General features: G+C 59.5%; 10 protein-coding genes. 2 read left to right on the forward strand and 8 right to left on the reverse strand.

Features of this window, described 5'->3' with window-relative positions; translation table 11 throughout:
* The first annotated feature begins 145 nt into the window (after positions 1-145).
* Positions 146-3,919, forward strand: coding sequence for a methionine synthase (gene metH, locus ACIQUH_RS06480; protein ID WP_400813253.1), 3,774 nt, complete (start codon positions 146-148; stop codon positions 3,917-3,919).
* A gap of 202 nt (positions 3,920-4,121) precedes the next feature.
* Here metH and ACIQUH_RS06485 read toward each other — a convergent pair whose 3' ends face one another.
* Complete coding sequence (locus tag ACIQUH_RS06485; RefSeq protein ID WP_400813254.1) at positions 4,122-5,453, reverse strand: MFS transporter; 1,332 nt, start codon at positions 5,451-5,453, stop codon at positions 4,122-4,124.
* Positions 5,454-5,531: 78 nt separating this feature from the next.
* Positions 5,532-6,308, reverse strand: coding sequence for an AAA family ATPase (locus ACIQUH_RS06490; protein WP_400813256.1), 777 nt, complete (start codon positions 6,306-6,308; stop codon positions 5,532-5,534).
* A 327-nt stretch (positions 6,309-6,635) separates the two neighbouring features.
* Here ACIQUH_RS06490 and ACIQUH_RS06495 point away from each other — a divergent pair, with 327 nt between their 5' ends.
* Positions 6,636-7,274 carry a hypothetical protein gene (locus ACIQUH_RS06495; RefSeq protein ID WP_400813257.1) on the forward strand — a complete coding sequence of 213 codons (639 nt, stop codon included), beginning with the start codon at positions 6,636-6,638 and terminating at the stop codon, positions 7,272-7,274.
* A 27-nt stretch (positions 7,275-7,301) separates the two neighbouring features.
* On the opposite strand, the gene ACIQUH_RS06500 is transcribed toward ACIQUH_RS06495, so the two are convergent.
* The 6 genes from ACIQUH_RS06500 to ACIQUH_RS06525 form a co-directional block, all read right to left on the reverse strand.
* Positions 7,302-8,345, reverse strand: a complete 1,044-nt coding sequence (locus ACIQUH_RS06500) for a zinc-dependent alcohol dehydrogenase family protein (RefSeq protein WP_400813258.1) — start codon at positions 8,343-8,345, stop codon at positions 7,302-7,304.
* Positions 8,346-8,440: 95 nt separating this feature from the next.
* Entirely contained in the window at positions 8,441-9,499 is a 1,059-nt protein-coding gene (locus tag ACIQUH_RS06505; RefSeq protein ID WP_400813260.1) for an ABC transporter ATP-binding protein, read from the reverse strand.
* 13 nt (positions 9,500-9,512) lie between these two features.
* Entirely contained in the window at positions 9,513-10,295 is a 783-nt protein-coding gene (locus ACIQUH_RS06510) for an ABC transporter permease (protein ID WP_400813261.1), read from the reverse strand.
* Positions 10,292-11,176: an ABC transporter permease gene (locus ACIQUH_RS06515; RefSeq protein ID WP_400813263.1), complete on the reverse strand. Its 885-nt coding sequence runs from the start codon at positions 11,174-11,176 to the stop codon at positions 10,292-10,294. Before ACIQUH_RS06515 ends, ACIQUH_RS06510 begins: the two co-directional genes overlap by 4 nt.
* A gap of 203 nt (positions 11,177-11,379) precedes the next feature.
* Complete coding sequence (locus ACIQUH_RS06520) at positions 11,380-12,486, reverse strand: ABC transporter substrate-binding protein (protein WP_400813264.1); 1,107 nt, start codon at positions 12,484-12,486, stop codon at positions 11,380-11,382.
* A gap of 290 nt (positions 12,487-12,776) precedes the next feature.
* Positions 12,777-13,655, reverse strand: coding sequence for a MurR/RpiR family transcriptional regulator (locus ACIQUH_RS06525; RefSeq protein WP_400813265.1), 879 nt, complete (start codon positions 13,653-13,655; stop codon positions 12,777-12,779).
* Positions 13,656-13,760: the final 105 nt, after the last annotated feature.

Below are 13,760 nucleotides of genomic sequence, written 5' to 3' on the forward strand. Positions count from 1 at the left end.
TAAACCTGTCATCTGTCAGCGATATTTCGTAACGTGGTGTAACGACGCAAAGCCATATCTGTTCCTTGAAGATATATTGACATAAACATATCTTTATGTGACTTGACGGCTTGCGATCTTGCAAATCGAAATGAGGAGTGTGCCCGTGTTTGACGATCTGTTCGGCCCTGAAGGGGCAAAGCGTGACGGCGCGGAAATTTTCAAGGCGCTGCGCGAGGCCGCCAGCGAACGCATCCTCATTCTCGACGGCGCCATGGGCACGCAGATCCAGGGGCTGGGTTTTGACGAAGACCATTTTCGTGGCGACCGTTTTATCGGCTGCGCCTGTCACCAGAAGGGCAATAACGACCTTCTGATCCTGACCCAGCCGAATGCCATCGAGGAAATCCATTATCGTTACGCCATGGCGGGCGCGGATATCCTCGAAACCAACACTTTTTCGTCGACGCGCATCGCGCAGGCCGATTACGAGATGGAAAATGCCGTCTACGATCTCAACCGCGAGGGGGCGCAGATCGTCCGCCGCGCTGCCCAGCGCGCCGAGCGCGAGGATGGCCGCCGCCGTTTCGTGGCGGGCGCCATCGGCCCGACCAACCGCACGGCCTCGATTTCGCCTGACGTCAACAATCCCGGTTTTCGCGCCGTCAGTTTTGACGATCTGCGCATTGCCTATGGCGAGCAGATCGACGGCCTGATTGACGGCGGTGCCGATATCATCCTGATCGAGACGATCTTCGATACGCTGAACGCCAAGGCGGCGATCTTTGCCTGCGAGGAGCGTTTCGAGGCGAAGGGCATTCGCCTGCCGGTGATGATCTCGGGCACGATCACCGACCTTTCCGGCCGCACTCTGTCAGGCCAGACGCCGTCCGCCTTCTGGAATTCGGTGCGCCACGCCAATCCCTTCACCATCGGCTTGAACTGCGCGCTGGGTGCCGACGCGATGCGTCCGCATCTGCAGGAGCTGTCTGACGTGGCCGATACCTTCGTCTGCGCCTATCCGAATGCCGGCCTGCCGAACGAATTCGGTCAGTATGACGAAACGCCCGAGATGATGGCGCGTCAGGTCGAGGGCTTCGTTCGCGACGGTCTCGTCAACATCGTCGGCGGTTGCTGCGGTTCCACGCCGGAGCATATCCGGGCGATTGCCGAAGCGGTCAAGGATTACAAGCCGCGTCCGATCCCCGAACACAAGCCGTTCATGTCGCTTTCGGGCCTCGAGCCCTTCGTGCTGACCAAGGATATTCCCTTCGTCAATGTTGGCGAGCGCACCAACGTCACCGGTTCTGCCCGCTTCCGCAAGCTCATCACCGCCGGCGATTACACGGCGGCGCTGGCTGTTGCCCGCGATCAGGTGGAAAACGGCGCGCAGATCATCGACATCAATATGGATGAAGGCCTGATCGATTCCGAAAAGGCGATGGTGGAGTTTCTGAACCTCATCGCCGCCGAGCCTGACATCGCCCGCGTACCCGTCATGATCGACAGCTCGAAATTCGAGATCATCGAGGCCGGCCTGAAATGCGTTCAGGGCAAGTCGATCGTGAACTCGATTTCGCTGAAGGAAGGCGAGGAGAAGTTTCTCCAGCAGGCGCGGCTCGTTCACAATTACGGTGCGGCGGTTGTCGTCATGGCCTTTGACGAGGTTGGGCAGGCGGATACCTATCAGCGCAAGGTGGAAATCTGCGCGCGCGCCTATAAGCTCCTGACCGAAAAGGCTGGCCTGTCGCCGGAAGACATCATCTTCGATCCGAACGTGTTTGCGGTGGCGACGGGTATCGAGGAGCACAATAATTACGGCGTGGACTTCATCGAGGCCACCAAGACTATCCGCGAAACCATGCCGCTCACGCATATTTCCGGCGGCGTCTCCAACCTGTCCTTCTCCTTCCGCGGCAACGAGCCCGTGCGTGAGGCGATGCATGCCGTGTTCCTTTACCACGCCATTCAGGTCGGCATGGATATGGGCATCGTCAATGCCGGTCAGCTTGCGGTTTACGACAATATCGATCCCGAGCTGCGCGAGGCCTGCGAGGACGTGGTGCTGAACCGGCGTGACGACGCGACGGAGCGGCTGCTGGAGGTCGCGGAGCGTTTCCGCGGCACGGGCGCCAAGGATACCAAGGTGCAGGACCTTTCCTGGCGCGAACTGCCGGTCGAGAAGCGTCTGGAACATGCGTTGGTCAACGGCATCACCGAATATATCGAGGCCGATACGGAAGAGGCGCGCCAGAAGGCGGAGCGTCCGCTGCACGTTATCGAAGGCCCCCTGATGGCCGGCATGAACGTGGTCGGCGACCTGTTCGGGTCCGGCAAGATGTTCCTACCGCAGGTGGTGAAATCCGCCCGCGTGATGAAGCAGGCAGTTGCCGTGCTGCTTCCTTACATGGAAGAGGAAAAGCGTCAGAATGGCGGAGCCGAGCGTAGTGCCGCAGGCAAGGTGTTGATGGCGACCGTGAAGGGCGACGTGCACGATATCGGCAAGAACATCGTCGGCGTCGTGCTGGCCTGCAACAATTACGAGATCATCGATCTCGGCGTGATGGTGCCAACGACGAAAATCCTCGAAACGGCGATTGCGGAGAAGGTTGATGTGATCGGCCTCTCCGGCCTGATCACCCCATCGCTGGATGAGATGGTGCATGTTGCGGCCGAGATGGAGCGTCAGGGTTTCGACATTCCGCTGCTGATCGGCGGGGCAACGACGAGCCGCGTGCATACGGCGGTCAAAATCCATCCGCGTTACGAGCAGGGGCAGGCGATCTATGTCACCGATGCTTCGCGTGCGGTGGGTGTCGTTTCCGCGCTTCTCTCCGCAGAGCAGAAGCCCGCTTATATCGATGGCATCCGCACTGAATATGCCAAGGTGGCTGAGGCCCATGCCCGCAACGAGCGCGAGAAGCAGCGCCTGCCGCTTTCCCGCGCCCGGGAGAATGCGCATAAGATCGACTGGTCTGGCTATGCGCCGGTCAAGCCGCAGTTCTTCGGCACCAAGGTGTTCGAAACCTACGATCTGGAGGAGCTTTCCCGTTACATCGACTGGACGCCGTTCTTCCAGACCTGGGAATTAAAGGGCCGTTTCCCGGCCATTCTCGACGATGAAAAGCAGGGCGAGGCGGCGCGCCAGCTTTATGCCGATGCGCAGGCCATGCTGAAGAAGATCATCGAGGAAAAGTGGTTCCGGCCGCGGGCGGTGATCGGCTTCTGGCCAGCCAATGCCGTCGGTGACGATATCCGCCTGTTTACGGATGAAGGCCGCGGCGAAGAGCTTGCCACCTTCTTCACGCTGCGCCAGCAGCTTTCCAAGCGCGATGGTCGTCCGAACGTGGCGCTGTCCGATTTCGTTGCGCCCGCCGATAGCGGCGTTGCCGATTATGTCGGCGGCTTCGTGGTGACGGCTGGTATTGAGGAAGTGGCGATTGCCGAGCGCTTCGAACGGGCCAATGACGATTATTCGTCCATTCTCGTCAAGGCGCTGGCCGACCGTTTCGCGGAAGCTTTTGCCGAGCGTATGCATGAGCGGGTGCGCACGGAATTCTGGGGTTATGCGCCGCAGGAAAACTTCAATGGCGAGGAGCTGATTTCGGAAGCCTATGCCGGTATTCGCCCGGCACCCGGCTATCCGGCACAGCCTGACCATACCGAAAAGAAGACGCTGTTCGCCCTGCTCGATGCCACCAATGCGGCGGGTGTGGAGCTGACGGAAAGCTACGCCATGTGGCCCGGCTCCTCCGTCTCCGGTATTTATATTGGCCACCCCGAGAGCTATTATTTCGGTGTTGCCAAGGTGGAGCGCGACCAGGTTCTCGACTATGCGCGCCGCAAGGATATGCCGGTGGGGGAAGTGGAGCGCTGGCTCGGACCGGTACTGAATTACGTGCCGACCAACGGCGAAGAGAAAATCGACAGCGCTGCGTGAGGTCTTGACATCCGTCACCCCGGACTTGATCCGGGGTCCAGCGCGATCAAGTGCTTGATCGCAGAAGACTCTTTTCACGACGCAGACACGCCGTGGCTGGATGCCGGATCATCCTCGGGCTTGTTCCGGGGGCCGGCATGACGGCGGAAAGGTTGTTTCAAGCGCGGGCGGGTCCCGCGCTTTTTTGTGTTCCGTGTTTGACTTAGGACCTAAGCGCCGCCAGCTCCTCAATGCCGACATGGCTCTCGACCTCGCTGCCGCGCAGATAGAGGTAGAGGCCGATCGCGAAAGCGAGGACGGCGATGAAGACCAGATACCAGGCATGCGCCATGGGATTGACGGCGAGTGCGGTCGTCACGGCAATGGGCGTCAGCCCGCCGAAGACGGCGTAGGATACGTTATAGGCGAAGGAGAGACCGGAGAAGCGGACCGAGGCCGGGAAAGCACGGACCATGACATAGGGCACGGCGCCGGCCATGCCGACCGAGAGGCCCATGACGCCATAAAGCACGAACATGGTTTCGAGCGAGGTGCCGGCATAGCTGTAGAAGGTGAAGGTGGCGACGCCAAAGAAGATGCTGGCACCCATGAAGAAAATGCCGGAGCCGACACGGTCGATCAGTGCGCCGGCGATGATGACGCCGAAGATCAGGAACAGCGTGCCGAAGCTGGTGCCGGCCAGCGCCTGTGTCGGGGTATAACCGTAAAGCTTCTGCAGGAAGGTGGCCGTCATCAGTGTTGTCACGACGATGGCCGCCGACAGAACCCAGGTCAGCAGGGCGGAGATGATGACGCCGCGCATATGGTGCTTCAGTACCAGCCCAAGCGGCAGCTTGTCCGTCAGCGATTTCGATTTCTTCATCTCGGTGAAGATCGGCGTTTCTTCGAGCCACCGGCGCAGATAAACGGCGATCAGGCCGAAAATGCCGCCGAGCAGGAAGGGAATGCGCCAGGCGTAACCGGCCACGTCTTCCGGCGAAAAGAGCGAGTTGATCGCAAAGGCGATCAGCGAGCCCAGCATGATGCCGAAAGAGAGACCCGAGGTGAGGAAACCGCAGGCGAGGCCAACGCGGCGGAAGGGCACATGCTCGGCAACGAAGGTCCATGCTCCCGGCACTTCGCCGCCAATGGCGGCGCCCTGCAACATGCGCAGAATGATGAGCAGGATGGGGGCGGCCACGCCGATGGTGGCATAGGTCGGCATCAGCGCCATGCCCAGCGTGGAAAGCGCCATCAGGAGGATGGAGAAGGCAAAGACGCGCTTGCGGCCATACCGGTCGCCATAATGCGCCAGAACGATGCCGCCCAGCGGCCGCACCAGATAACCGGCGGCGAAGATGCCGAAGGTCTGGATCATCACCAGCCAGTCCGGCATTTCCGGCGGGAAGAACAGATGGCCGATGACGGTGGCGAAAAATACGAAAATGATGAAGTCGTAAAATTCCAGCGCGCCGCCGAGGGCCGAAAGGCCAAGAGTTCTGTAATCCTGACCGTTGAGGGGCCGGGCTGCCGCCGGTGTGGTGGTGGGAGACATGAGGCTGCTTCTTTTCTAAATTACGTATTACTTATGGGCATGCGGCAAGCGCGGCGCGATTTCAAGCCTTATCGACGTTCAATCGCTCAGGTATTTCGAGGGACGATCGAGAAAGCGGCGCAGGAAACTGATGTTTTCCAGCTCGTCATAGAGGCGCTCGGTGATGCCATCTGCGTCGAAATGATAAATCGTGGCTTCGGGAATGGCCAATAGCACCGGTGAATGGGTGGCGATGATCAATTGCCCGCCACTATCGGCGGCGTGACGGATGAGGGCGGCCAGCTCCAGCTGCTTTTGCGGCGAAAGCGGGCTTTCCGGTTCGTCGAGAAAATAGAGGCCGGCGCCATGCAGCCGCTGTTGCATGATATCGAGAAATCCTTCGCCATGCGAACGCCGGTCGATGACGTTGTTCCTGACGATCCTGCGAAACGTATCCGGGGTTTCTTCCGGAAAGTCTTCGCCCTTCTTGAGGGCCTTTTCCCGCTCCCAGCGAAAATCGTCCAGCGCGTCCTCGTTCTGCCGGCGGACATAGCCGAGCACGTCCTCCGCGCGCATGAACATGCGGATTTTCGGATATTTCTTGCGCGCGAAATAAAACGCCTTCGCCACGGTCTCGGCATGCTGGAGATAGAGGTCGCCGGCGACCTGGCCGTGATTGCCGATGGCATAGGCCGTCATTCCCGCCGCGAGCCCTTCCAGCAGCGTCGATTTGCCGGAGCCGTTATTGCCGGCAAAAAAGGTGATCGGCGTCTTGAATTCGAGGCGTTCCAGATGGCGCAGCGCCGGAACGGAGAAGGGATAGGCGTCTCTTCCGTCCGGGGTCTCTTTCATGGTTACGCTGTCGAGAAACAGCATGTCGCGTTCCTTGCCAATAATCCGTCCTGTTCGGAGGTGTTGCGCCCCGGCTCGTCATCAAGGCTTGAAGCGGGTGATTGTGGCTGGAGTTTAACGGGGTGTGTGGCCTGCGCCAATGGTGTTCATGTGCTGGTGTAAACCTCACCGCATACGCCTGTTGCAATAGTTCCATTTATTATAATATAATATGTCTCTCTAATATAGTAGTTTTTTCTCCTGTGCATCAGAATAATTATTCCATTATTAAAAGCTTATTTCGAGTATATACTTTGAATTAATCTAGACGTGTCAATCGTCACTCATTCTCATTGCTGTTGTGGAGAATGAATGAACTATATAGTGTTATTTTTTTACGCCTCCTTGTTGTCCGCGATATCCGCGAGCGAGGCGGAGGCGCGGAAGGTTCGACTATTTGCCATTCCCGGATTTGGCGGCGGCGAGACGATCGATCTCGTTTATGATCTGCCGAACACCGCAGCTTTTCTTCGGGAAGGAAAAGCGTTCGATCTCGGCTATCTGAACAGCAGCAATGGCAATGCTTACGTTCTCTATCACGGCGACCGCTACAGCAAACTCAGCGACGCAGATATTGCGAGGCTGAAGGCCGTACTTGGTTTCGACCCGACGACCAAGCACCGCATGGAACGGGCGGCCCGTAAGGAGGAGAACGGTCGCTGGGGTTTTGTGGTTTTCATCGCCGTGCTGGCGGTCGGTCTTTTTGTCTTCATCCGCAAGGGGTTGCAATTCATCCGGGCGGTTGCCCGGTCGCTGGCGACGCCTTCTGTCATTGACAATGACCCGGTGGCGGAGGTCGATCCGCTGACGGTCCGCAAGAAGCAATTGGTGCGACGCCAGTGGAGCGACACTGAGAGCAATCATGCCGAGAGCAGCCCGATGCCAGCTACTGTGCCGGCATTACCCCGGACAGGCGCTCCTGTCCGGGCTTTCGGACGCAGGAGCGTCTGACAAGGAAGAAACGGCCGCGACCGGCGCTTATTCGAACCGGTCGATGATGCTGATGCCGCTTTCCCTGAAACTGTCCATGGCGGGCAGCGCAGTTGCGGCTTCGGTGAGGGTTATGTGGCGGCCGATCAGTTTTTCCGGCGCGAGCCTGCCGCTTTCGATCATCGCCAGCATGTCCTCGTAGCGCCATGCCTGCATGCCGTGGCTGCCGTAAATCTCCAGTTCGTGCGCGATCACACGGGCCATGGGAATGGCGGGCATGGCGTGATCGGCCAGCATCAGCCCCACCTGCACATGGCGGCCGCGCCGACGCAGGTTGCTGATGGAATTGCAGCAGGTCTGCGGATGGCCAAGCGCATCGACGGAGACATGGGCGCCGCCACCCGTCACTTCCCGCACCGCCTCTGAAACATCGGCGACCATGCGGCTGTTGATGGTCGCGGACGCGCCGAGTTGCCGGGCGAGTTCGAGTTTGTCTTCGGCAATATCGATGGCGACAACCTGTGCGCCGAGGCCAGCGCCGATCATGATGGCGGAAAGGCCAACACCACCGCAGCCATGGACCGCCAGCCATTCGCCGCCCTTCAGGCGTCCCTGATCCGTCACCGCCCGGAAAGAGGTGGCAAAACGGCAGCCGAGACCGGCGGCGGTGGCGTAGCTCATTGTATCAGGCAGATGCACGAGGTTCTGATCCGCATAGTCGATGGCGACATATTCGGCGAAGGAACCCCAATGGGTGAAGCCGGGCTGGAATTGGGCCTCGCAAACCTGCTGGTTGCCGGAACGGCATTCATGGCAATGGCCGCAGCCGGAGACGAAAGGCACGGTAACGCGATCACCGGTCTTGAAGCGGGTGACGTTCTTGCCGACAGCGGCGATCACCCCCGCGAATTCGTGGCCGGGAACATGCGGCAGGCGAATATCCGGATCATGCCCCATCCAGCCGTGCCAGTCGCTGCGGCAGAGGCCGGTCGCCTTCACCTCTATGACCACGCCCCCATCGGTCGGTTCCGGATCGGGCAGGGACGCGACAACCGGGGTCTCGCCGAATCGTTCGTAATAAAGCGCGCGCATCATGGCCTCATAATGTTGGTATGCAGGTTCGAAGTCATACCTGCTCTACCATTTCCCGCAAATGGGCGAAGCGGTTTTGCGTCTGGAAAAGCGCTTTAGTCCTTGATGAGCATCAGGTCGCCGGCCGCGAATTTCAGCGTCACCTGCTCACCGACGGCAGGTGGCGCCGTGCCGGGATCGTTGAACATGTCGAAAGACAGGGTGGAGCCGCCGAGATCGAGGCGGGTGCGGATGACGGAGCCGAGGAACTGGCTGGAGGTGACGAGGCCGGAAATGGCAACATCGCCTTTCGCATCGCTGCCGAGCGAGCCTGCTTCCGGGCGGAGCGCCAGCGTGATTTTTTCGCCATTCGCCGCATCGACCGGCTTCGGCAGGGTGATCTGCTGCTCCCCGACACGAATGGTGTTGGACGAGGAATCCACCACGGTGGCGTCGATGAGGTTCAGCGTGCCGACGAAGGAGGCGACGAAACGGGTGGCGGGTTTGTTATAGATATCGAAGGGCGAACCGATCTGGTCGGCGCGGCCGCCATTCATCACGACGATGCGGTCGGAGATGGACAGGGCCTCTTCCTGATCGTGGGTCACGAAAATCGTGGTAATGCCGAGTTTCTGTTGAATCTGGCGAATTTCCTCGCGCAGCGAGACGCGGATCTTGGCGTCGAGCGCGGAGAGCGGTTCGTCCAGCAGGAGTACTTCCGGCTTCGGGGCCAATGCGCGGGCGAGCGCCACGCGCTGCTGCTGGCCGCCCGACATCTGATAGGGATAACGGTCCGCCAGATGTTCCAGATGGATGAGCTGGAGCATTTCCTTAACGCGGGCGTCGATCTCGGCTTTTGGTTTGCCGGCGACCTTCAGACCGAAGGCGACGTTCTCATAAACGTTCATGTTCGGGAACAGCGCATAGGCCTGGAACACCATGCCGATATTGCGCTGGTTGGGCCGCAGCGCCGTCTGGTCCTTGCCGTTGATGACGATCGATCCGCCGCTCGGGGTTTCGAAACCGGCGATCATGCGCAGCACGGTGGTCTTGCCGCAGCCCGAGGGCCCGAGAAAGGAGACGAATTCGCCCTTTTCGATGGCCATGTTGAAATCATGCACGACCTGCACGGAGCCGAAGGATTTCTTGATGTTGCTAAGTGTCAAAAAGCTCATGAAAATCTTGTCCTCAGGCCTTGGGAGGCGCGCCCTTCTGGTAACGGGAAACGAGTTGGATCAGACCGAGGCAACCCCAGGTGATGCCGAAGGAAATCACGGCAAGCGCTGCCGGTTCATAGGCGCGGTTGGCGCCGAGCAGCTGCATATAGGGTCCGAAGGCCGGGCGGTTCAAAAGGGCCGCCATGGTGAATTCACCGATGACGATGGCGAAGGTCAAAAACGCACCCGAAAGCACGGCGACCAGGACATTGGGCAGGATGATACGCGAGAGGATGGTCGTCCAGCCCGCACCGAGGCTCTGCGCCGCTTCCGTGAGCGTCGAGACGTCGATGGTTCTAAGACCGGTGTCGACGGCGCGGTACATGTAGGGCAGGGCAAGCGTGGCGTAACCGAACATCAGAAGAAGGTTGGTGCCGAAGGTCGTGCCGGTCAGCGGCAGCCAGCTCGAGGTGTTGTAGAGCCTGATATAACCGAACACGATGACGATGGCCGGAATGACCAGCGGCAGCAGCGTGATGAATTCGATATAGGGGCGCAGGCCCGGCAGTTTCAGACGCACCCAATAGGCTGTCGGCACGACGAGCAGAACACCGAAGACGATGGTGAACAGCGCCATCACCACCGAATAGCTGAAAGTTTCCTGAAAGCGCGGGTCGGTCAGCACCTTGCCATAGGCGTCGAAGGAATATTCGCCGCGCCGCATCTTCAGCGAAAAGTTGGTCATGCCGATCAGCGGCAGGGCGAAATAGAGCAGGCCGAAGATCAGCGCGCCCCAGGCGAAGAAACGCTTCATTTCAGCCACCTTTCACTGCGGGCGCGCAGCCAGATATATAGCGCATTGGCGATGCCGGTGACGACGATCATGCCGAAGGCAAGGGCGTAACCGAGGTGCGGATTGCCGAGAACGTCGCCGCGAATTTGCGCGAAAAGCAGGATCGGCACGATATTGAGCGAGGAGCCGGTGAGCGCGATTGCGGTGGCCACCGCGCCGAAGGCATTGGCAAACAGCAGTGACATGGTGCCGAGCAGCGATGGCAGCAGGATCGGGAAGGCCACCATGCGCCAATATTGAAATCCGGTTGCGCCGAGAATCTCCGCCGCCTCGCGCCATTCGCGCTTCAGCCCGTCGAGTGCCGGCGTGATGATGAGGATCATCAGCGGAATCTGGAAGAACAGATAGGTGACGGTGAGGCCCCAGAAGGAGAGGATGTTGAAGCCGAGCATCCGCAGATCAATGCCGATTTGCGTCTTCAGGAACACGGTGAGCAGGCCGACCGGGCCGAGCGTGGCGATGAAGGCGAAGGCGAGCGGCACGCCGGCAAATTGCGAGGCGACGCCGGAAAAGGTGAGAAGCGGGCCGCGGATGCGCTGCGGCAGGCCGCCCAGCACGACGGCGGCGGCCACGGCAAAACCGATCAGGCAGCCGAGTGCTGCCGAGGCGAGGCTGATCTTGATCGAGATCCAGTAGGCGGCAAGGATCGACGAGGTGAAAAGCCCGGCAATGTTTTCCAGCGTGAAGCTGCCATCCGTTCGTTGAAACGCGCCGATGACGATCTTCATCGTCGGCAGAATCAGGAACAGCAGAACGAAAACGGCAAAAGGTACGACGCCTATCCAGTGCAGCGGCAATTTTCTGCCCGCGTCGGATGGTCCGCCGGTGTTGGTTGATGACATGCCTTGTCCCCAAACGCCGTTTTCAAAACGGTCTGTCTATAAAGGTCTTTCTCGCGCACATCCGGTCAAAACGCAAATGTCGGATGCGCTCTCGATTTTTGTCTTGCGCATTTTCCAGACGTAAAACCGCTACGCACTTTTACTGGAAATGCTTTTAAAGAAGCACCCCGACCTTTGATCGGCCGGGGTGCATTTTCAGCAGTTTACTTCACGTTTGCGCCGACGACGCTGTCCCAGCCGCCGGTGACGGCAGCCTTGTTGGCATCGACTTCCTCGAGTGTCGGGAAGATTGCCTTTTCATAGGCTGCTGCCGGCGGCAGGCTGTCGATCAGCTCCTGCGGAACCTTGCCGGCCTTGACCATGGCGTTGAAGCGGATCGGGTGGCAATAACCCTTCAGCCAGCCGAGCTGACCGTCGTCGGAGTAGAGGTGCTCCATCCACAGCTTGGCAGCGTTCGGATGCGGCGCGTAGGCGGAAATGCCCTGAACGTAAACGCCGGCGAGAACGCCTTTTTCAGGCACGACGACTTCGGTCGGAGGGTTGTCGTTCAGCGTCTTTTTCCAGGAAAGGGCATTGTAGTCCCAGGCGACGATGATCGGGGTTGCGCCCTGTGCCAGCGTGCCGGCCTTGCCGATGACCGGCAGGAAGTTGCCGGCTTTGTTGAGGTCGGCGAAATACTTCAGGCCAGCTTCACCGGCTTCCTTGCCGGACTTCGCGCCGGTGGAAAGACCGGCGGCGAGAACGCCGAGGATCGCCTGGTTGGAGGCGCGCGGATCGCCGGCGAGTGCCACCTGACCGGAATATTCCGGCTTCAGCAGGTCGGCCCAGTCCTTCGGCGTGTTCTTGACGAGGTCCTTGTTCACGAACATCGACATGACGCCGTAATAGTCGCCGTACCAGTAGCCGTCTGCATCCTTGACGTTGTCAGGGATTTCATCCCAGGTGGAAACCTTGTAGGGCTGCAGCAGGCCTTCGGCCTTCATCTGCGGGCCGAAAGCGAGACCGACGTCGACGACGTCAGGCGCCTGCGGGCCCTTGTTGTCCTTGTTCGCCTTGATGGCTTCGACTTCATCGGCGGAGCCGGCGTCGGGGTTCAGTTCGTTGACGGTGATTTCCGGGTACTTGGCCTTGAAAGCGGCGATGACGTCGCCGTAACCGCACCAGTCGTGCGGCAGCGCGACGGTGGTCAGCATGCCTTCCTTCTTGGCGGCGGCGATCAGCTCGGCGCTCGGTTCAGCGGCGGCAATTGCGGTGGAGGCGATGACCAGTGCAGTGGTCGTAGCGAGCAGTCGGCGGCAGTGAGAGATCACTTTTTTCTCCTCTTCGTGTTCTCATATTGCGGACGCTGATACGGATTCTCGATGAAGCTAATGTGACGGCTGGATTGCAATTTATTTATCCGGATTCCGTCACTTTACGCCCGTTTTCCGCCATCGTCAGGCTTTTTGCCTGCAATTGCGGGAGATTCCCATCGTCATCCGTGGTGGCCAGATATGTTCCCCAGCTTGCTTTCTTATCCTGTTTTATCGTGCTGGTAGCGATGACAGGTATCCAATCAGCGAGCGGCATCCGCGTCAAGCAAGTTGCCGGCTATATAGTTTCATGTTTTGTCCGGCCTGCGGAACAGCCGCGTCTGTTCAAACAGGCCCTCCAGCGCGTTCATACGCTCCCTGGTTTCATCCCAGGTGCCGTTCTGCACCGCTTCGATCAGCGCTTCGACCACGAACAGCGTGACAACCGAGGAATCCCATGCCGAGGGAGCTTCGATCCTGACGCGGAAAGTGTGCAGCGCGTGGCGCGCCACCGGCGATGTCCATTGATCGGTGAAGAGAATGATCTGCACGCCATTTGCCTTGGCCACCTCGGCCAGCGTCGTCATGTCGTGCTCGTAGCGGCGGATGTCGAAGATAACCAGAACGTCGCCGGCGCTCATATTCAGCATATATTGCGGCCAGGCGCTGGAATTGGACGACATCAGCGTCGTCTTCGGCCGGATCACCTGCATATGGGTGAAGAAATATTCGGCAATCGCACCGGTGATGCGCCCGCCGACGAAATAGATGCTGCGCTTGCGGTCGGAAAGCAGCGCTGCGGCATTGTCGAAGACGGCGGTATCGAGATCACCAAGCGTATCGCGCAGATTGCCGGTGATGGCATCGGCAAAGCGGTTGAGAATGTGCAGGCCGGGCGCATTGGTTGCCCAGCGGTCATGTTTGGCGATGGGGCCGGAGATCGTCGCTTCCAGTTCCTGGTGCAGATGCGCCTGAAATTCCGGATAGCCCTTATAACCGAGCTTCTGCACCATGCGCGCCACCGTTGGGGTCGAAACGCCGGCATTTTCCGCAATGGTGGTGATGCTGCCGAGGCCGGAGACGGGGTAGTTGCCGAGCAGGCTTTCCGCCAGCCGCCTTTCCGAACGGGTCAACGCGTCGTAATGGGCATGGATGACATCCGAGACGGTCGCCGTCGTGTTGCGCAAACTTTTCCCCTTCCGGTCTTCTGCCGGTGCATGGCTAAAATAAACATCTGTGCCAGCTATCGAGTCAATGGGAAAAATGAAGAGAAAATTTCAAAATTCCATTTG

The organism is Agrobacterium sp. NPDC090283 (assembly GCF_044769685.1).
Classification (GTDB): Bacteria; Pseudomonadota; Alphaproteobacteria; order Rhizobiales; family Rhizobiaceae; genus Agrobacterium.

What these genes read in the sequence shown, in the direction of transcription:
- ACIQUH_RS06485 (WP_400813254.1), bottom strand. Translation starts at nt 5,453, where the DNA reads ATGTCTCCCACCACCACACCGGCGGCAGCCCGGCCCCTCAACGGTCAG.
- ACIQUH_RS06490 (WP_400813256.1), bottom strand. Translation starts at nt 6,308, where the DNA reads ATGCTGTTTCTCGACAGCGTAACCATGAAAGAGACCCCGGACGGAAGA.
- ACIQUH_RS06500 (WP_400813258.1), bottom strand. Translation starts at nt 8,345, where the DNA reads ATGCGCGCGCTTTATTACGAACGATTCGGCGAGACCCCGGTTGTCGCG.
- ACIQUH_RS06515 (WP_400813263.1), bottom strand. Translation starts at nt 11,176, where the DNA reads ATGTCATCAACCAACACCGGCGGACCATCCGACGCGGGCAGAAAATTG.
- ACIQUH_RS06505 (WP_400813260.1), bottom strand. Translation starts at nt 9,499, where the DNA reads ATGAGCTTTTTGACACTTAGCAACATCAAGAAATCCTTCGGCTCCGTG.
- ACIQUH_RS06510 (WP_400813261.1), bottom strand. Translation starts at nt 10,295, where the DNA reads ATGAAGCGTTTCTTCGCCTGGGGCGCGCTGATCTTCGGCCTGCTCTAT.
- ACIQUH_RS06495 (WP_400813257.1), top strand. Translation starts at nt 6,636, where the DNA reads ATGAACTATATAGTGTTATTTTTTTACGCCTCCTTGTTGTCCGCGATA.